General features: G+C 64.6%; 15 protein-coding genes. 7 read left to right on the forward strand and 8 right to left on the reverse strand.

What is annotated here, in order from left to right; all coding sequences use genetic code 11:
- Positions 1–98: 98 nt before the first annotated feature.
- Positions 99–1,703 (forward strand): sensor domain-containing diguanylate cyclase, encoded by a 1,605-nt coding sequence (locus PG879_RS15710; protein ID WP_052815311.1) that lies wholly within the window; start codon positions 99–101, stop codon positions 1,701–1,703.
- Between the two features lie 23 nt (positions 1,704–1,726).
- Here PG879_RS15710 and PG879_RS15715 read toward each other — a convergent pair whose 3' ends face one another.
- From PG879_RS15715 to PG879_RS15740, 6 genes are all read right to left on the reverse strand, one after another.
- Complete coding sequence (locus tag PG879_RS15715; protein ID WP_010675920.1) at positions 1,727–2,386, reverse strand: HAD family hydrolase; 660 nt, start codon at positions 2,384–2,386, stop codon at positions 1,727–1,729.
- Between the two features lie 65 nt (positions 2,387–2,451).
- Positions 2,452–3,459, reverse strand: a complete 1,008-nt coding sequence (locus tag PG879_RS15720) for an ABC transporter ATP-binding protein (RefSeq protein ID WP_270830396.1) — start codon at positions 3,457–3,459, stop codon at positions 2,452–2,454.
- Positions 3,460–3,465: 6 nt separating this feature from the next.
- The gene (locus PG879_RS15725; RefSeq protein WP_042648076.1) at positions 3,466–4,242 is read right to left on the reverse strand and encodes an ABC transporter permease; all 777 of its coding nucleotides are present in this window, start codon (positions 4,240–4,242) and stop codon (positions 3,466–3,468) included.
- Positions 4,235–5,131 carry an ABC transporter permease gene (locus PG879_RS15730; protein ID WP_270830397.1) on the reverse strand — a complete coding sequence of 299 codons (897 nt, stop codon included), beginning with the start codon at positions 5,129–5,131 and terminating at the stop codon, positions 4,235–4,237. The genes PG879_RS15725 and PG879_RS15730 overlap by 8 nt, the downstream gene beginning before the upstream one ends.
- Positions 5,131–5,964 carry an alkaline phosphatase family protein gene (locus PG879_RS15735; RefSeq protein WP_270830398.1) on the reverse strand — a complete coding sequence of 278 codons (834 nt, stop codon included), beginning with the start codon at positions 5,962–5,964 and terminating at the stop codon, positions 5,131–5,133. Before PG879_RS15735 ends, PG879_RS15730 begins: the two co-directional genes overlap by 1 nt.
- A 10-nt stretch (positions 5,965–5,974) precedes the next feature.
- The gene (locus PG879_RS15740) at positions 5,975–7,021 is read right to left on the reverse strand and encodes an ABC transporter substrate-binding protein (RefSeq protein WP_010675915.1); all 1,047 of its coding nucleotides are present in this window, start codon (positions 7,019–7,021) and stop codon (positions 5,975–5,977) included.
- A 183-nt stretch (positions 7,022–7,204) separates the two neighbouring features.
- Here PG879_RS15740 and PG879_RS15745 point away from each other — a divergent pair, with 183 nt between their 5' ends.
- Positions 7,205–8,017, forward strand: coding sequence for a UTRA domain-containing protein (locus PG879_RS15745; RefSeq protein ID WP_270830399.1), 813 nt, complete (start codon positions 7,205–7,207; stop codon positions 8,015–8,017).
- Between the two features lie 46 nt (positions 8,018–8,063).
- Here the strand turns inward: PG879_RS15745 and PG879_RS15750 are convergent, their stop codons facing one another.
- Positions 8,064–8,828, reverse strand: coding sequence for a helix-turn-helix domain-containing protein (locus tag PG879_RS15750; protein WP_010675913.1), 765 nt, complete (start codon positions 8,826–8,828; stop codon positions 8,064–8,066).
- A gap of 443 nt (positions 8,829–9,271) precedes the next feature.
- Positions 9,272–10,186 (reverse strand): LysR family transcriptional regulator, encoded by a 915-nt coding sequence (locus PG879_RS15755; protein ID WP_010675912.1) that lies wholly within the window; start codon positions 10,184–10,186, stop codon positions 9,272–9,274.
- A gap of 257 nt (positions 10,187–10,443) precedes the next feature.
- Between PG879_RS15755 and PG879_RS15760 the strand changes: the two genes are divergently transcribed.
- The 5 genes from PG879_RS15760 (at position 10,444) to recB (ending at position 19,172) form a co-directional block, all read left to right on the forward strand.
- On the forward strand, positions 10,444–10,776 hold the full coding sequence (locus PG879_RS15760; RefSeq protein ID WP_041211883.1) for a hypothetical protein: 333 nt from the start codon (positions 10,444–10,446) through the stop codon (positions 10,774–10,776).
- A 30-nt stretch (positions 10,777–10,806) separates the two neighbouring features.
- Positions 10,807–11,493, forward strand: a complete 687-nt coding sequence (locus PG879_RS15765; protein ID WP_010675910.1) for a pirin family protein — start codon at positions 10,807–10,809, stop codon at positions 11,491–11,493.
- Positions 11,494–11,576: 83 nt separating this feature from the next.
- Positions 11,577–11,969, forward strand: a complete 393-nt coding sequence (locus tag PG879_RS15770; protein WP_010675909.1) for a DoxX family protein — start codon at positions 11,577–11,579, stop codon at positions 11,967–11,969.
- A 232-nt stretch (positions 11,970–12,201) separates the two neighbouring features.
- A complete protein-coding gene (recC, locus tag PG879_RS15775; RefSeq protein ID WP_270830400.1) occupies positions 12,202–15,558 on the forward strand; it encodes an exodeoxyribonuclease V subunit gamma in 3,357 nt (1,118 codons plus the stop codon).
- Positions 15,558–19,172, forward strand: coding sequence for an exodeoxyribonuclease V subunit beta (recB, locus tag PG879_RS15780; protein WP_270830401.1), 3,615 nt, complete (start codon positions 15,558–15,560; stop codon positions 19,170–19,172). The genes recC and recB overlap by 1 nt, the downstream gene beginning before the upstream one ends.
- The last annotated feature ends 5 nt before the right edge of the window (positions 19,173–19,177 follow it).

The following is a 19,177-nucleotide window of genomic DNA, read 5'->3' on the forward strand; positions in this document are numbered from 1 at the left end:
CTTCTCGTTGGCCACCTGATGCGCTTCCCTTTGGACGCCATCAGGTGGGGCTGATATTCTGACACTACACGATGTCAGGGGATAGCATGGAGTCAGGGTTGGATAAGCGAGCAGTCTCCAAAAAGACCTGGTCCCTGGTGGCACGGATGCGCCTGGGCCTGCTTCTGCTCTTCATTCCCGTCCTGATGCTGGGTGCCATCTACTACCTGCACATGGAGCGCAGCCTGCAGCGAGAGCTGCAACAGCGCCTGCTCGCCACCAATCACCAGTTGCGCCATGTCTTCATCGAGCCCTACCTGAACGAGATGGAGCGTCAGTTCTCCCTCATCTACGACCAGATCAAGGTGGAGGACATCAGCGGCCCCCGTCTGCGCAACACCGACTCCTATCTCAGGGAGTGGCGCCTCTACAAGGGGGTGATGGCGGATCTCATCTACATCTATGTGGGCACCGCCGAGCGCCAGATGCTGATCTACCCCGAATGGCAGGCGGATGCGGACTTCGATCCCAGGGTGCGCCCCTGGTATCAGCTGGCCAGCCAGCATGTGGGCAAGATGGTCTGGACCGAACCCTACTACGACTACACCAACGGCACGCTGGTGATCGCCCTGGCGCGGGCCATCACCGACAAGGAGGGCAAGGTGCGGGGGGTCTTCGCGGTGGATGCCATCCTGGCCCCCTTCTCCGCCCAGCTGAACCGGCAGTGGAACAGCGGCTACCAGATGATCGTCAACCAGTCGGGCAAGGTGCTGGCCCACCCCGATCCCTCACAACTGCTCAAGCCCATGACCCACCCGACCTGGCTCTCCCGCTTCAGCGGAGAGGACGGCATCTTCCTGGATCAGGCGTCTCGCCAGTTCGTGGCCTACAGCCGCCTGCCTGACCACAACTGGGTGCTGATCAGCGTGTTGCCCGCCTCCAGCATCCAGGCGGTGGTGGCGAGCGCCTCCCTCAACGTGCTCGGGATCATCGTGCTGGCCAGCGTGCTCTACATGGTGCTGGCACTGATCTGGTCCCGTTATTTCAGGCGGATGCTGGACGAGATCTCCACCGTGATCCGGGCCAGCCGGACCCAGCCTGACGAGGTGCACCAGGGGGGGATGCGCGAGCTCAGGCACGTCTATGCCGAGCTGGCGGAGGTGAGCAAGGATTATCACGAGGTGCGCCAGCAGGCGAACCTCGACAAGCTGACCGGCCTTTACAACCGGCGCTTCTTCGACGAGCGGTTGAATCGGCTGCTGCTCGATCAGGACCGCTTCTGCCTGGCCATGATCGATCTGGACGGTTTCAAGCGGATCAATGACACCTATGGTCACCAGACCGGGGACGTGGTGCTCAAGCGGGTGGCCAGCTTTGGCGCCAAGCTGCTGGGGGATCATGGCTGGGTATGCCGCTATGGCGGGGAAGAGCTGGTGGTGCTGTTTGCCAATCCCGATATCCACTTCTGCCAGATGCTGCTGGAGCAGTACAGGATTGGGGTGGCCTCCCTGCACTGGCGTGAACCCGGTCTTGGGATCACCTTCAGCGGCGGCCTGGTGGCGAGTGCCCCCGGGCTTGGGGCCAGGAGCCTGCTGACCATGGTCGATGCCGAGGTCTATCGCGCCAAGGGTGACGGCAAGAATCGCATCTACATGGTGGATCCCCTGGCTCCCCGGGACGACTCGCCATCAGGGGATGGCATGTTGAGCAAAGAAGAGGCCTGAGGGCCTCTTCTTCATTGCGCGGATCAAGGGTGCAACTGCCAGGTCCAGAGGGGCCAGCCCAGCTCCTCGGCGCACTGGCGCAGGGCGGGGGCCGGATTGACCGCATGGGGATGGCTCACCGCCTGCAGCATGGGCAGATCGTTGTGGGAATCGCTGTAGCCGAAGCTCTCCTGCCAGAGGTGTTCCTTTCCGGCAAAGAGCTGGTTGATGCGGGCCACCTTGCCTTCGCGAAAACTCAGGGTGCCGCGGGTCTGGCCGGTCAGCATGCCGGCTTCCTCGTCGAGCAGGATGGCCACGCAGTGATCCATCCCCAGCATCTGCGCCATGGGGGCCACCAGATGCTCGCCGGAGGCGGAGATGAGCACCAGCTCGTCGCCACGCTGGCGGTGCCACTCGATGCGGGCCAGCCCCTCGGGGTAGAGGCGCTCCCGCAGCACCTGTTCGGCAAAGCGGGTGCAGAGGGAGTCGAGCCACTGGCGCGTCCTGCCTGCCAGCGGTTGCAGGGTGAAGGCCATGTACTGGTGCATGTCCATCTTGCCCTGATGGTAGAGGGACATCATGGCCTGCTCCTCGGCCACCATGCCCGCCGGGGCCAGCTCCTGGGCCACCATGTACTCCAGCCAGAGGCTGGCGGAATCCCCCGCTATCAGGGTCTCGTCCAGATCAAACAGTGCCAGGGCCATGGCTGCTCCTCGGGTTGGCTGCCAGCATCGGGGTACTGGCTGAAAAATGAATGGGATTCATGGCGTTATGCTACCTCACAGAGTTGATCCCGGGCCACCACCAGGGTCACGGCGCTGCCTACCGGCAGCAGATCGCCGGCACGGCGGTTGAGGCTATCCACCGTCAACAGCCCTGCCTCGCACTCCACCTGATAGCGGATGACGTTGCCGAGCAGCTGCTGCTGGCGAACGATGCCGGGCAGGCTGGGCTCGTGGCTGACCGCCCCGGCGGGCAGCAGGGTGATGGACTCCGGCCGCAGCGCCAGCTTGCCGCGAAAGCGCGGGCCGAACAGGGATTTGGCCTGCTCGCCACCCAGCAGGTTGTAGTTGCCGATAAAGCCCGCCACGAACTCGCTGGCGGGGCGGGTGTAGATCTGCTCTGGCGTGCCGCTCTGGACGATGGACCCCTTGTTCATCAGGAAGATCCGATCCGACAGGGTCAGCGCCTCCTCCTGATCGTGAGTCACGAAGATGGTAGTGAGCTCAAGGCGCTGCTGGATCTCGCGGATCTGCTGGCGCAGGCTGCGGCGGATGCGGGCATCCAGCGCCGAGAGCGGCTCGTCCAGCAGCAGGATCCGCGGCTGCACCACCAGAGCCCGGGCCAGCGCTACCCGCTGGCGCTGGCCACCGGAAAGCTCGGCCGGATAGCGGCGTTCGAAACCGATCAGCTCCACCAGCGCCAGCGCCTCCTGCACGCTGGCGGCGAGATCCCGCCCCGGCTGGGGTTTCATCTTGAGGCCGAAGGCAACGTTGTCCCACACCGTCATGTTGGGGAAGAGCGCATAGCTCTGGAACACCATGCCGATACCCCGCTTCTGGGGTTCCTGCCAGGTGATATCTTCACCAGCCACCCGCACCTGACCGCCATCCACCGGGGTGAGCCCGGCCAGCGCCCGCAGCAGGGTTGACTTGCCACAGCCGGAGGGGCCAAGCAGGGTCACCAGCTCCCCCTTGCGAATGCCGAATTCGATCCCCTCGAACACTTTGGTGTCGCCATAGGATTTGTGCAATTGATTCACTTCTAGATGGAACATGTTGATTCACCGATGAAATCTGTTGGCCGCCCAGGTGAGCAGCAGGGTCAGCAGGAAGTAGCTCATCACCAGCGCACTGGTGAAGTGGCCCGAGGTGGCGCGCATGTTGTAGAGGTAGACCTGCAGGGTCTCGTAACGGGTGCCCACCAGCATGTTGGCAAACACGAACTCGCCGAGCAGGAAGGAGAGCGAGAGAAACAGCGCCGCCAGCAATCCCTTGCGCAGGCAGGGGATCACCACCAGCAGAAAGGCGCGGCGGCTGCTCGCCCCCAGCAGGTGGGCGGCATCCATCAGATCCTTCAGCGGCACGCCCTGCAGGCTGTTGGCCAGCGCCCGGTACATAAAGGGGAGCACCACGGTGAACCAGGTGCCGATCAGGATCCACGGCGTGCCGATGATGGGCAGAACGCCGTCAGCGTAGATCTGCAACAGCCCGACTGAGGAGACCACAGGCGGCACCGCAAAGGGGAGCAGGATCAGCAGGTTCATCCAGGGATCCAGCTTGGGGAAGTAGTAGGCCACCACCAGCACGGTCGGCACCAGCACCAGGGTCCCCAGCAGCAGGGTGGCGAAGCAGACCAGGAGGCTGCGGCCAAAGGCCGCCAGAAAGCGCGGGTCGCCCCACAGTTTGAGATACCAGTCGAGAGTGAAGCCATCCGGCAGCAGGGTCGCCCCCCAGCGGGTGGAGATGGAGTAGAGAAACGTGGCCAGCAGCGGTAACAGCAGGGTGGCGACCAGCCCACCCAGCACCCACTTGGGCCAGCGCGGCGTCAAATCATGCATGGGATTGCCCCTTGTTCACATAGCTCTTTTTCAGCAGCCACTGGTTGGCGGCCGTCACTACCCCCAGCAGCACCATCAGGATCACCGCCAGCGCCGCCGCCATATTGGGTTCGAGGAAGATGTCGCCGGAGACCAGACTGGCCACCCGGATGGTCACCAGATTGAAGTTGCCGGTAGTGAGGGCGTAGGCAGAGGCATAGGCCCCCACCGCGTTGGCAAACAGGATGATCAGGGTGCCGAGCAGCGCAGGCGTCAGCACCGGCAGCGCCACGTGCCACACATACTGCCCCTTGCTCGCCCCCAGCAACGCGGCCGCTTGCGGCCACTCATCCTGCAGCGCATCGAAGGCCGGATAGAGCAGCAGCAGGGCGAGCGGGATCTGGAAGTAGGTGTAGATGAGGATAAGGCCGCTGCCCGAGTAGAGGTTGAAGCCGTCGATAAGGCCCCAGGATTTCAGCAGCAGGGTCACCGCACCGTTGATGCCGAGAATGATGATGAAGGCGAATGCCAGCGGCACACCGCTGAAGTTGCCGGTCATGGTGACGAAAGCCAGCAGCACCCGCTTGACCCGCTCGCCACAGTGGCGCAGCGCCGCGGCCCCGAGGGTGCCGATGGCGAGCCCCGCCAGGCTGGCGATGCCGGCGATGCGCAACGAGTTGCCGAAGGATTGCAGATAGAAGGGGGAGCTCAAAATCTCCCGGTAGTGGTCGAGACCCCAGCCATCGGGGGTCTGGACGCTGCCCACCAGCACCCACACCATGGGGGCGAGCTGGAACAGGATCATCAATAGGACAAAGGGCAGCAGCACCAGGGCCGGCAGCCAGTGGCGGCGCACCCGGCGTGGCTTCACCTGTTGATCCGCGAGGATCTCGGTGGTGGCAGGCATCATCAGTGCACCTCGCGCATAAAGGCCGCCTTGAGCAGCGGGGGGGCTGCCGGCTTGTCGTGGGGAACCCCCAGCAGATCCGCCATCAGGGCGCAGAGCTGGGCCTGGGCGATCGCCACCCCATCCGGCCAGCGCTCGACGAAGGCATCGCCAAAGAGCCAGAGCGGCACGGTGCGCTCCTCGGCCAGGGTGCCGCCATGGCTGAGATCGTTGTTCATGCCGTGATCCGAGGTGATCACCACCTGATACCCCTCCGCCAGCCACTGGGGCAGCAGGTCGGCCAGCAGGCTGTCCATGCGGCGCGCCTGATTGCGGTACTGGCGGGAATCGAGACCGAACTGGTGGCCCGCATCGTCCACCCCCATGGGGTGGATCAGCAGAAAATCGGGGTCGTACTGGCTGCGCAGCCACTCGCCGTCCATCAGCAGGTGGCTGTCGGGGTAGGCGTCATCCCAGTAGAAGCAGCCGTGCTGGATGGGCAGTTGCTCGTCATGGGTGAAGCGATCGCGGGCCGCCAGCCAGGGGCTCTGGTTGTAGAGCTCGCTCACCCAGTGGTAGGCCGCCGCTGCGGTGCGTTTGCCCGCGGCCCTGGCCAGATGGAAGATGGAGTCGTGTTGGCTCAGGCGCGTCACCCCGTTGTGGGTAATACCGCTCGCCACCGGCGGCACGCCGGTCAGGATGCACTCGTAGAGAGGGCGGGAGAGGGAGGGCAGGGCGGCACTCAGGGTCGTATGCAGGCCGCGCTCTGCCTCCACCATGCCACAGAGGTAGCCCATGCAATGGGCTACCTCTGCTGCCAGGCCATCCACAAGTACCACTATCACCTTGTGTTGCACTGGCCACTCCTTACTGCATGTTGATCATGACGGTTTCCTGCCACTGGCGCGGCAGGGCCTTGGAGCTCTGCTCCCAGGCGGCGTGATCCTGCACCGGCTTGGCGTTGGCATACTGCTCGGCCGGCAGCAGCTTGGCCTTGACGTCATCCGGCAGGGTCACGTTGCTGCGAATGGGGCGGGCGTAGCCACGGGCCAGGTTGATTTGACCGGCATCGGAGAGGATGTATTCCCGCGCCAACTTGGCGGCGTTGGGGTTCTTGGCCCACTTGTTGATGATGGTGGTGTAGCCGGCGATGACGGAGCCGTCGCTCGGGATCACCACATCAAACTTCTTGGGGTCGATCTGGTCGCGGTAGTTGAGGGCGTTGAAGTCCCACAGCACCCCCACTTCCACTTCGCCTTTCTCGATGTTGGCGATGGTCGGGTCGTTCAGCGACAGACGGCCCTGCTTGGCCAGCTTGCCGAACAGATCCAGGGCGGGTTTCAGATTCTTCTCGCTGCCGCCGGTGGCATAGGCCGCCGCCAGCACGCCGTTGTTGGCCTGGGAGGCGACGCCCACGTCACCCAGGGTCACCTTGTAGTCGCCACCCAGCAGGGATTGCCAGCTGGTGGGGGCGGCCTTGACCAGATCCTTGTTGATCAGGAAGGCGATGGTGCCGGTATAGGCCAGCATCCAGTGACCGTCCGCATCCTTGGCCCAGTTGGGAATGTCGGCCCAGGTGGAGGGCTTGTAGGGCTGGGTGACCCCCTGCTTGACCGCCACCGGGCCGAAGGCGCCGCCCACGTCGCCGATGTCGGCGGTGGCGTTGGCCTTCTCGGCGGCGAACTTGGCGATCTCCTGGGCGGAGCTCATGTCGGTATCCTGATGCTTGATGCCGTAGATGCTGCCGAGCTGCTGCCAGGTATCCTTCCAGTTGGCCCAGCTGTCCGGCATGCCGACGCTCTGGAGCTGGCCCTCACCGCGGGCGGCTTTTTCGAGATCCGCGATGTTCTCGGCGGCAAACAGCGGTTGACTGATGGCCACCAGGGCCAGTGCACTTGCGATCACGCTTTTCATCATCCCATCCCTCTGGACTAGGTCAGTTAAGGTTCGAGAGGGATGCTAGAGGGGAAATATGACGGTGGCGGGGCGCTTTGATGGCAGTTTCGTGACAATCGCCCTGTCATGGCGCTGTCATCAGGGGCGGTTACAACTCGGGGTCGACAACCTCTGGTCTACTCCAGTGGTGTGCAAACCCGAATGACCGACAGGGACGTGACAGTGACAGAGCGATTGAGTGAACAGGGGATGGCCGATGGCCGCACACCCTCCAAGTGCGAACAGATTTGCCGGACCCTGCGCCGCTATATCGGCAGCGGACACCTGGCGGCGGGGCAGCAGCTGCCCGCCGAACGGGCCCTGAGCGAGCGATTCGCCACCACCCGCATCACCATCAAGGAGGCGCTCTCCAGCCTCGAGGCGGACGGCCTCATCTACCGGGCCGAGCGGCGCGGCTGGTTCGTGGCGCCGCCTCGCCTCACCTACGATCCCGCCATCCACACCCACTTTCACCAGTGGATTGGCGAGCAGCAGCGCACCGCCGAGACCCGGGTGCTGGCCCATGGCAACCAGCTTGCCAGCAGCGAGTTGTGCCGCTGGATGGGTCTGGAACCCTTTACGCCGCTCTACGAGATCCGCCGCCAGCGGCTGATCGACGGTCGCCCCGTGCTCCACGTCAGCCATCACCTGCTGGCGAGCCGCTTCCCCGGCATCGCCAGCGCTCCTCTGGCCAGCTCCCTCACCGAGCTTTACCGGCAGCGCTATGGCATAGGCCAGGGCTGGGCGAGCCTCGAGATCACCCCCTCGGCGGCCCGGGGAGAGATAGCCCGCGCCCTCAACCTGGCCCAGGGGAGCGCCGTGCTGCGCTTGGTGCGGGTCAATCATGACGAGGAGGGGAAGCTGGTGGATTGCGACATCGAGCACTGGCGACCGGACGCCATCCGCATCTGCCTGGATACCCGGGCACTGCAACCGCTCGCCATGGGCGCGCGGCAGGTGCAACTGGCAGAGTAGCGGCGTTCTGGCGCTGACATGGCGGATCCCGCAGGATCCACCGGGATCAGTTGTCGATGTTGGGGATCAGATCGTCGAAGCTCTGGTAGCCGCAGTCGGCCAGTTGCAGCGACATGGTGTAGGTCTTGCTGCCCTCCCGCTGGCCGATGGCGGGGCGGTTGAGCTTGAGCTCCTGATGCCAGTACTCCTTCATGCGATCGATCAGCGCCATGGCCTCGCTCTCCCCCAGATGGAGCTGGCACAGCGCCATGTAGTTGTTGGGCCTGTGCATGTTCTCCACCAGATAGTCCCCCAGCACCGACATGGCCTGGCGCGCCTGCTGGCGGGCGAAACGGCTGTGCTGCTCGAAGCTGATGCGCTCGCTGATGAGGAAGTGGTAGCTGTTGTCGATGCCAAGCTGCAGGATGCCGAGCTTCTCCAGCTTGCGCAGATAGAGGTAGCAGGAGGCATCGGTCAGGCCGTACTCCCGCTTGAGATCGATAAGGGTCTTGTCGCGCCAGAAGATGTTGGCGAGGAAGGCATAAAGCCCCGGCTCCTTGTGAAACGCCTCATCCTGCTCCTGGGTAAAGACGGCCCGGCGGCTCTGGGCATCCTGGGTCCGGTCCAGCAGCTCTTCGAAGGAGAGTCCCACCAGATGGCAGATCTCCAGCAGGGTGTCGAACGGCAGGGAGGGCTTGTTCATCATGCGCTTCACGGTGGCGATGGAAACCCCCATGGCTTCTGCCAGGGTCTGATAGCGGATCCCCTTGTCGGTCAGGGTTTTCTTCAGGGTGTCGAGGATGTGATTGGCCAGTGTCTGGCTGTAGGTCATGCAACTATTCCTTTATCTGCATTTTTAGTCGTGTCAGAAATTGAGTGGTTTGTCTGTATCGGGCTCAAATTTTGACACCTAGAAAAACCAGAGCAGGGTAACCCGGTGATAATGGCGGAAATGGCCTGACCAGTTGTGGTGCAAGGTGGCAGAAAGTGACACTCGGTGGTGCATATCCTTCAACCTTTCAACATTTTGCTGGTGATGCATATTACATCGCACATAATTCAACACGAATCGGATTCAATACCTTCCTGGTTGAGAAAACGATTGTTTGCTTCCAATTTAAGGGTTTTTTTAACCGCAAGGTTTTATTCTTTCCTGGCATTGAGCGGAACTCGCAAGAGGTCCGCTTTTTTTCTTTTCTCCGAATCTGAGCCCGTCGTCAAGAATGGGGCGCAGTTTTGGTACTTCCTGCGCCACCGACCCCGGAAGGCAGTCCTTTATTCCCCCTGACCGGCAAACAGCTTGGGGATCTCCCGCACCAGCCAGCTCTTGGCCTTACCCATGGTGTCTCGCCGCCAGGCCAGCACGACCTGGATCTGGTGGCGATATTCGGGACTGATCACTTTGAGTCTGCCCGCCTTGATGTCCTCTTCAATCCAGCGTTGCGGCATGGTGCCGATGCCGAGCCCCGCCAGCAGGGCGTCCCGCTTCTCCCCCATGGTGCTGACGGTCAGGCGCGGCTGCTTGTCGAGCAGGCGGTAGGTGAGCACCGGCTTGCGCAGTGCCGTGTCGGCCACCGCGATGGCGCGATAGCGGCGCAGGGTCTCGTCCGCCAGGGGCTCGGGTTCCTGATGCAGGGGGTGATCGGGGTGGGCGACGTAGAGCATCACCTCCTCCCTGAGCACCTGGTGCTTGATGCCGGTCATGGCGATATCGGCATTGAGGGAGGAGATGAGCAGGTCGGCGCGGCCATCTTCCAGGCACTCCCAACTGCCCGCCAGCACCTCGGCGCGAAACCTCAGCCGGGTATCGGTCTGTTCGGCCAGCCGATCCACCAGGGGGTAGAGAGCCTGTACCGGCATCAAGGCATCGACGGCGATGGTGATGTCGGTCTCCCAGCCACGGGAGAGGGCCCGGGTCTCCCCCACCAGGTGTTCGGCCGCCTCCAGCAGCACCCGGCCCCGCTCCAGCAGCATGCGGCCCGCCGGGGTGAACTTGGTCCTGTGGCCGCTGCGGTCGAACAGCATGGCGTCCAGCTCGTCTTCCAGCTTTTGTACCGTGTAGCTCAGCGCCGAAGGCACCTTGCCCAGCTCGTCGGCCGCCGCCGCGAAGCTGCCACGGCGGTCGATGGCGTCCAGCACCCGGATCGCCTCCAGGGTCAGCGCCCGCTCCTTGTTCGATTCCTTGGCCATATCCAACCTTCAATTTTTTTGAATGTGTTTACCAGATTATCTCGCTAACAACTTAGGGGAAGTCACTTTAATATTCAATCAACGCTTAGGCAGGAACGCCTGGCAGCCAAATAAAAGGTAGTTCCGGGCTGAGACATCCCCAAACACGATGTCTGATGTCAGCAAAAGAACAACATAGTATTTGAATGATCTCTTGCATGGATGCATTGATTCGGGCCCAAGGGGCCTTGGCAATGACATAAAACCCAAGAGAGTGAATGAACATGAAAAACGTAATCAAGATGCTGGCCGTTGCAGGCCTGATGACCGCAGGTGCCGCCCAGGCTTCCGTTCCCGCTGACTTCAATGCCGCCCCGGGCGTGCTGTTCGTCAACTGGAGCGCCACCGCCGCGATGGACGGCAAGGCCAACCCCATGCTGGAGGTGCGCGACGAGTCCGGTGATCTGCTGGCTTCTGTCCACGCCAACCTGATGGGCACCCAGCAGGTCGCCATCCCGAGCCGCACCCAGGGCAAGCTGACGGTGAGCCTGGGCAACGAAAGCAGCAGCTACCGCATCCCCTTCGGTCTGGGTGACGGTCGCCAGCGTTAATGAACCAACTTGGTCAGTGAGGAGCACACCATGATGAAATTGAGAGCCGCAGAAGCACGGGGCAAGGCCAACTTTGGCTGGCTGGATGCCCGTCACAGCTTCTCCTTCGGTCACTACTATGACCCGGAATGGATGGGACACTCTGCCCTGCGGGTCATCAATCAGGATCGGGTGGCGCCGGGTGGCGGTTTCGCGACCCACCCTCACGCCAACATGGAGATCCTCACCTGCGTGCTGCAAGGCACCATAGAGCACAAGGACAGCCTCGGCCACGCCGAGCAGATCCCGGCGGGGGATTTCCAGCTGATGAGCGCAGGGTCCGGCATCCGGCACAGCGAGTACAACCCCTCGCAGACCGAGCCGCTCTCCCTGCTGCAAATCTGGATCGAGCCGAATGAACACGGCACGACCCCGGGTTATCAGCAGAAGAAGATTGAAAACAAGCCCGGGATGACGCTGGTGGCGTCACCGGACGGCGAGGCGGGATCCTTCAGGATCCGCCAGCAGGCCAGAGTGTGGCGTCTGCAGCTCGCAGAAGGGGAGACCCTGGAGTGGGCACTGCAAGGGCGTCATGGTTACCTGCACATGATTTCAGGGGAGCTGACCGGCAACGGTCTGGCTGCCCGACCCGGCGACGGGCTGCTCAGCCGCGACGAGTCGAGCTGGGTGCTCACCGCCTCCAGGGGGAGTGAAGCCCTGCTGTTTGACCTGCCTTGATAGAAAAATCTTGGCGAAATGAATGAGTTAACAATTAGCTTTTACACTGTAAATACCATGATGGTAAGCAAAGGAATATGACGATGGACAAGATGAAAGATGTGGCACTGCTGGTGGGTCGTGTACTGCTGGCGCTGATGTTCGTGATGGCTGGCTGGGGCAAGATCGGCGGTTACGCCGGTACCCAGGGTTACATGGAAGCCATGGGCGTGCCCGGGTTCATGCTGCCCCTGGTGATCCTGCTGGAGCTGGGTGGCGGTCTTGCCATCATGCTGGGCCTGTTTACCCGCAGCCTCTCCGTGCTGCTGGCCGGTTTCACCCTGATGGCCGCCTTCATCTTCCACTATCAGCCTGCCGAGCAGATGCAGATGCTGATGTTCATGAAGAACGTCTCCGTGGCCGGTGGTTTCCTGGCCCTGGCGGCGGCCGGTGCAGGGGCTTTCAGCCTGGATGCCCGCCTCGGCAAGCACTGGTAATACCCTGACGTTTCAAGTTTTCCAACGCCTTTTGGCCGGTGCCCTGCACCGGCTTTTTTGTGCCTGCTTCCCGGGGATGTCATCTGCGTGACGGCGCGCAGCCCGGAGGCCACAAGTGCCTTTTGCATCTTATCCCCCGATCCCCGACAATCCCGATTCGCGTGCCGTGACGGGAATGCCAGAGAGTGTCCCCCCGCGCACCCCCTCTTCATGAAATTGGCGGGAGTCGTCCATGTTTACCCTCTACCACTCCAATCAGCTGGATCTGCTCAAGGAGCTGCTGGTGAGCCGCATCCGGCAGGCTCCGCTCTCCCACCCCTTCGATCGGGAGCAGATCCTGGTGCAGAGTCCCGGCATGGCCCAGTGGCTCAAGCTGGAGCTGGCCAAGGCGTTCGGCATCGCCGCCAACATCGACTTTCCCCTGCCCGCGAGTTTCATCTGGGAGATGTTCACCCGGGTGCTGGCGGACGTGCCCCGCCAGAGCCCCTACAACAAGGGGGCCATGAGTTGGCACCTGATGACCATTCTGCCCACCCTGCTCGGCAGACCCGCCTTTGCGCCCCTCGCGGCCTATCTGGGGGGCAGTGACGGGGCGGCGCCGGAGCAGGTGCGGCTCTGGCAGCTCTGCCAGAAGGTGGCGGATCTGTTCGACCAGTATCTGGTCTACCGGCCGGACTGGATCGCCCGCTGGGAAGAGGGGGAAGGATTGAGCCAGGAGCTGGCCGGAGTGAGCGGTCAGGATTGGCAGCCCGAGCTCTGGCGCGAGCTGGTGGCCCGCACCCTGGCCCTCAGCCCCAGCGGCTACCACCGCGCCAACCTCTACGAGGCCTTCATCCACGAGCTGGAGCGCACCCGGGAGCTGCCGGGCAGGTTGCCGCAACGGGTCTTCGTGTTCGGCATCTCGGCCCTGCCGCCCCGCTACGTGGAGGCCCTGCTGGCCCTCGGCAGCCGCCCCGAGGTGGAGGTACACCTGTTTGTGACCAACCCCTGCCGCTACTACTGGGGGGACTTGCTCGATCGCAAGACCCTGGCGCGCCTCGAAAACAAGCTCAAGCCCGGCACGGATCTCGAGACCCTGCAGGGTCCCGCCAACCCCTTGCTCGCCTCCATGGGCAAGCTGGGGCGCGACTACCTGCACCAGCTGATGGAGCTGGAGGTGCCGCAGATCGAGGCCTTCGTCGACATCGAGGATCGCGACGATGAGGGCAAGGTCACCTTGCTGCGGGCCATCCAGAAAGACGTGCTGGAGCTGGCGGAACGGGGGGCCGGCGAGTTCAATCTCGACGCCAGCCATCACAAGAGCTCTGTCAGCCTGGATGACGGCACTTTGCAGATCCACGCCTGCCACGGCCCCATGCGGGAGCTCGAGGTGCTGCACGACCGGCTGCTGGCCCTGTTCGAGCAGGATCCCACCCTCACCCCCAAAGACGTGGTGGTGATGATGCCGGACGTCAACAGCTACGGCCCCTACATCCAGGCCGTCTTTGGCAAGGAGGGCGGCAAGGGGCGGGGCGGGGCCCGCGGCCAGATCCCCTTTGCGATCTCCGATCGGGCGGCGAGCCAGGAGAGCCCGCTGCTGCAAAGTTTCCTCGCCCTGCTCAGGCTGCCGAACGCCCGCTTCGGGGCGGGGGAGCTGCTCGCCATCCTGGAGGTGCCCGCCGTGCTGCGCCGCTTCGAGCTGGACGACGACGAGTTCAACGTGCTGCGGCGCTGGGTGCAGGAGACCGGCATCCGCTGGGGGCTGGATGACGACTATCCCGAGCGCTTCGCGCTGCCGCGTCTGTCCGGCAACAGTTGGCTGTTCGGCTTGCGGCGCATGCTGCTGGGCTTTGCCATGGGGGACGGGGAGCCGGTGGCGGGGATCCTGCCTTATGCGGACATCGAAGGGCAGCAGGGGCTGATCCTCGGCAAGCTAGCCTGGTTCGTCGACTCCCTGGCGGAGTTTCTGCCCAGGCTGCAACAGGCGCAGCCGCTGGCTGAGTGGCACGCCTGCCTGCTGGCGCTGCTGGAGCGCTTCTATCTCGCCGACGAGGATGAAGAGCGCCAGCTCCAGCTCATTCGCAGCCAGCTCATCGACTGGCAGGCCCAGCTCGGCGAGGCCCGCTTCGAGCAGGCCATCAGTGCCGACCTGTTGCAGGACTACCTCGGCAGCGTGCTGGGGGAGTCCCGCTCCAGCCAGCGCTTCCTCGCCGGTCAGGTCAACTTTTGCACCCTGATGCCGATGCGCTCCATCCCCTTCCGCCAGGTCTGCCTGCTCGGCATGAACGACGGCGTCTACCCGCGCACCCTGCCCCCCATGGGCTTCGATCTGATGGCGGTGGCCTCGCGGCGCGGGGACCGATCCCGCCGGGATGACGACCGCTACCTCTTCCTCGAGGCGCTCCTCAGTGCCCAGCAGGGGCTCTACATCAGCTATCAGGGGTTCAGCGCCCAGGACAACAGCGAGAAGGTGCCCTCCGTGCTGCTGGCGGAGCTCATCGACTACGTGCGCCAGGGCTTCGTGCTGGCGGGGGATGAAGATCTCGACGACGACACCTCGGGCCGGCGGCTGCTCGAACACCTGATCGTGGCGCACCCCCTCACCCCCTACAGCCCGGCTTACTTTTACCCCGAGCCCGGCTCCGGTCTCTTCACCTATGCCGCCGACTGGCTGCCGGCCCTGAGCCCGGAGCGGGGGGCCGCCAACTTCCAGAGCGGCGATCTGCCCCTGCCTGCGGAGTGGGGCAGGGAGCAGGGGCTGGAGCTGGCGGAGCTGCTGCGCTTCTATCGCCAGCCCGCCAGGTACTTCCTCAACCGACGCCTCAAGGTATGGTTCGAGCTGGAGGAGGCGACCATCGAAGACAGCGAGCCCTTCGAGCTGGACGGCCTGCAGCACTATCAGCTCAAGGCGCTGCTGCTGGATGCCCATCTGACCGAAGGGGAGAGCGAGGCCCGTCGCCACCGGCTGCAACTCTCCGGCCTGTTGCCGCAAGGGTGGTTCGGCAGCCTGCTGCTGGAGGAGATCGACGGCGAGATGGGCAAGCTGGCGGCGCGGCTGCGCCCCTGGACGGGGGACAAACAGGCGGTGGAGATCGACATCGCTCTGGCCCAGGGGCAGCTTCAGGGCTGGATAGACACCCAGAAGGGACGAGCGCTGGTGGTCAAACCCGGCAGCTTCAACGGCAAGGATCTGCTGCTGGCCTGGATCCAGCACCTCTGCCTCTCCTTGAGCAGCGCCCCCGGCGACACCCTGTTGTTCGATGCCAAACAGAGTCTGCGGCTGCCAAGGCTTGCGGCGGACGAGGCGCGGCCCAGGTTGGCGGCCCTGGTGGCCCTCTGGACCCAGGGGATGAAGCGGCCGCTGCCCTTCTTCCCGAGCACCGCCTGGGAGTGGCTCAAGGGGATCGAGAAGGATCCGGCAAAGCCGGAGGAGGCCGACAAGGCGGCGCTTGCCCGCTTCAACGGCGGCTACATGGTGACGGGAGAGGGGCAGGACGTCTATGTCGCCCGCTGCTTCCCGGAACTCGATGACGAGGTGCTGGCCCAGTTGCAGGGGCTGGCCCGTGAACACCTGACCCCGCTCCATCAGGTGCTGGAGGAGTTGCAATAATGGCTAACCCGCTCAATCCCCTGCGTTTTCCCCTCTATGGCGAGCGGCTGATCGAGGCCTCCGCCGGGACCGGCAAGACCTATACCATCGCGGGCCTCTACCTGCGCCTCTTGCTGGGCCACGGCCCGGTTATCGAACAAGCAGGCGAAGAGGGGGGAGACGCCGGTCAGCCCTGTGCCCACGAGCGGCCCCTGTCGGTGACCGAGATCCTGGTGGTGACCTTTACCGAGGCGGCCACCGCCGAACTGAGGGGGCGGATCCGCGCCCGCATCCACGAGGCGCGTCTCGCCTTTATGCGCGGTCACAGCACGGATACCCTGCTGGCCCAACTGCTGGTGGAGGTGGAGGATCACGACCTGGCGGCCCGTCGCCTGCTGGCCGCCGAGCGGCAGATGGACGAGGCGGCGGTCTTCACCATCCACGGCTTCTGCCAGCGGATGCTCAGGCAGAACGCCTTCGAGTCGGGCGCCCTCTTTGAAACCGAATTTTTGACCGACGACAGCCGGCTCCGGCTGCAGGCGGTGAGTGACTACTGGCGCGCCGAGTTCTATCCGGTGGATCAGCCCCTGGCCCGGGCGGTGCGAAGACTCTGGCCGAGCCCCGCCGCCCTGCTGCGGGAGATGGGGAGCTGGCTCGACAACGACGAGCTGGAGATCCGCCCGGTGGCGGGGGACGAGACCCTGGCGGCGCGGCACAGCGTCGCCATGGCCCGCATCGGGGCGGTGAAAGCCGGGTGGTTGGCGCAGACGGACGAGATCCGCCGCCAGACCGAGGGGCAGATCAGCCGCTACACCGGCAAGAACTATGAGGGCTGGCTTGCCAAGATTGGCGACTGGGCGCAGGACGAGACCAGCGGCTACGTCCTCCCCAAGGAGCTGGAGCGCTTCGGCCAGCAGGTGCTGGAGGAGAACCTCAAGAAGGGGGGAACGGTGCCCACCCTGCCGCTCTTTGGTGAGATAGACGCCCTACTGGCGAGCCGACCCGGCATCCGGGATCTCGTCTTGCAGCGGGCGGCCAGGGTGGTGCGCAGCCGAATGCAGGAGAGCAAGCGCCAGGCCCATCAGCTCTCCTTCGACGATCTGCTGCGGGATCTCGACGGGGCGCTCGGCTCGGGCCTGGGGGAGCGGCTGTGCGAGCGCATCCGCGCCACCTACCGGGTCGCCATGATCGATGAATTCCAGGATACCGACCCCCAGCAGTACCGCATCTTCCATCGCCTTTACGGCGGTCACCAGGACACGGCGCTCCTGATGATCGGCGACCCCAAGCAGGCCATCTACGGCTTTCGTGGCGCCGACATCTTTACCTACATCCAGGCGCGGCGAAATGTGAGCGCCCACTACACCTTGGGGCGCAACTGGCGCTCAAGCCGCGCCCTGGTGGCGGCGGTCAACGGCCTGTTCGAGCGGGCGAAGGATCCCTTCATCTACGAGGCGGACATCCCTTTCCTGCCGGTGGAGGCGCAGGGCAAGAGCCGGGCACTGCTGATCGAGGGGCAGACCGCCCCCGTGCTGCACTGCTGGCAGCTCACCGGTCAGCCCACCTTCAACAAGGGGGAGTACCAGAGCAGGATGGCCCGCGCCACGGCGGCGGAGATCCATCGCCTGCTCACGCTGGCCCGGGAGGGCAAGGCGATGCTCGGCAGCGAGCCGGTCAGGGCCGGGGATATCGCCGTGCTGGTGCGCACCGGCGCCGAGGGCAAGCTGGTGCAGCAGGAGCTGGCGCGCCTTGCCATCGCCTCCGTCTATCTGTCGAACCGCGAGAGCGTGCTGGCCCAGGTGGAGGCGCGGGAGATCCTGCTGATCCTGCACGCCTGCCAGAACCCGAGCGATGAGCGAAGCCTTAGGGCGGCGCTCGCCACCGGCCTGTTCGATCTCGATGCCAGGGCCCTGGACGCGCTGGCCTCGGACGAGCGAGCCTGGGAGAGCGCGGTGCAGGAGTTCATGGGATACCGCGCGGTCTGGCATCGCCACGGGGTGCTGGCCATGCTGCGGGCCCTGATGCACGGGCGCAACCTCGCCGCCTCCCTGCTGGCGAGCCCCTACGGGGAGCGGCGGCTGACCAATTTCCTCCATCTCGGCGAGCTGCTGCAACAGGCGAGCGGCGAGCTGGACGGGGAGTACGCCCTGCTGCGCTGGCTCGGGGAGGCGGTGAGCCAGCCCAACGGCCAGGACGGGGAGCAGATACTTCGCCTGGAGTCCGAGCGCAAGCTGGTGCAGATCGTCACCATCCACAAATCCAAGGGGCTGGAGTACCCGCTGGTCTTCCTGCCGTTCATTTGCAGCCACCGCGCCGCCGACACCCCCCTGTTCCACGAAACGGGGGAGGCGGGCAATCGTACCGTGCTCGATCTCACCGGCGCCGAAGAGTCCCTGGCCGAGGCCGACAAGGAGCGCCTCGCCGAAGACTTGCGCCTGCTCTACGTGGCCCTGACCCGGGGGGTCTATGCCACCTGGCTCGGGCTGGCGCCGGTGCGTTCCGGGGCGGGCAAGTCGGAGAAGACCGACCTGCACCGCACCGCCATCGGCTACCTGCTGCAAAAGGGGGAGGAAGGGGACGCCGGGACACTGGCGACCGCCCTCACCGACCTGGCCCAGGCCCTGCCGGGGGTGGCTGTCGGTGAGCCCTCGCTCACCCGCCCGGCCCCGCTGCCCGCCGAAGCGGAGAAGCCGGGGGAGCCCACCGTGCGTGCGTTCCAGGGGCAGCTTGAGCGGGACTGGTGGATCAGCTCCTACTCCGGGCTCGCGGCCCAGGGCAACGGCCACGGCAAGGGGGTGCTGGCCAACCCCGGCTTCGACGACGAGGTGGCCACCGAGGCCGCCGTCACCGTGCAGGAAGAGGAGGCGCCCGCCCCTTCCATCTTCACCTTCCCGAAAGGGGCGCGTCCCGGCACCCTGCTCCACAGCCTGTTCGAGACCATCGACTTCGAGCACGCGAAGGGCGAGTCGCTGGCACAGCACATCGCCGCCCTGCTGACCCAGGAGGGGTTCGACGAAGGCTGGGCCCCCGTGCTGCAACAGCAGGTGGAGGCGGTGCTGGATACTCCCCTTGAGACCGGCCTTGGGGATCCGGTGCGGCTGCGGGATCTGGCCCCCGAGTGCAAACAGGTGGAGCTGGAGTTCTTCCTGCCCATGGGGCGGGTGACGGCACCGGCGCTGACCGCACTCTGCCAGCAGCACGACCCCCTGTCGCAGGGCGGCAAGCCGCTCGGTTTTGCCACCGTGCAGGGGATGCTCAAGGGCTTTATCGACCTGGTGTTCGAGTGGCAGGGGCGCTGGTATCTGCTCGACTACAAATCGAACCACCTTGGCATGAACCCCGCCGATTACGGCCGCCCGGCCCTGGAGCGGGCCATGCGCGAGCATCGCTACGATCTGCAATACCAGCTCTATTCGCTGGCCCTGCACCGGCTGCTCGCCTTGCGGCTGCCGGGCTACGATTTCGACCGGCATTTTGGCGGGGTCTTCTATCTCTTCCTGCGCGGCATGCCCCAGGGGGGCATTTTCCATGCCCGGCCCAGCCGGGAACTGGTGCTGGGGCTGGACGAGTTGTTTAGTAAAGGTGTGACGTCTGACGATCATCGTTTAGAAAAATCGAACAAGGCAGAGGCATGAGGGGC

Source organism: Aeromonas sp. QDB63 (assembly GCF_027707425.1).
GTDB classification, from domain to species: Bacteria; Pseudomonadota; Gammaproteobacteria; order Enterobacterales; family Aeromonadaceae; genus Aeromonas; species Aeromonas caviae.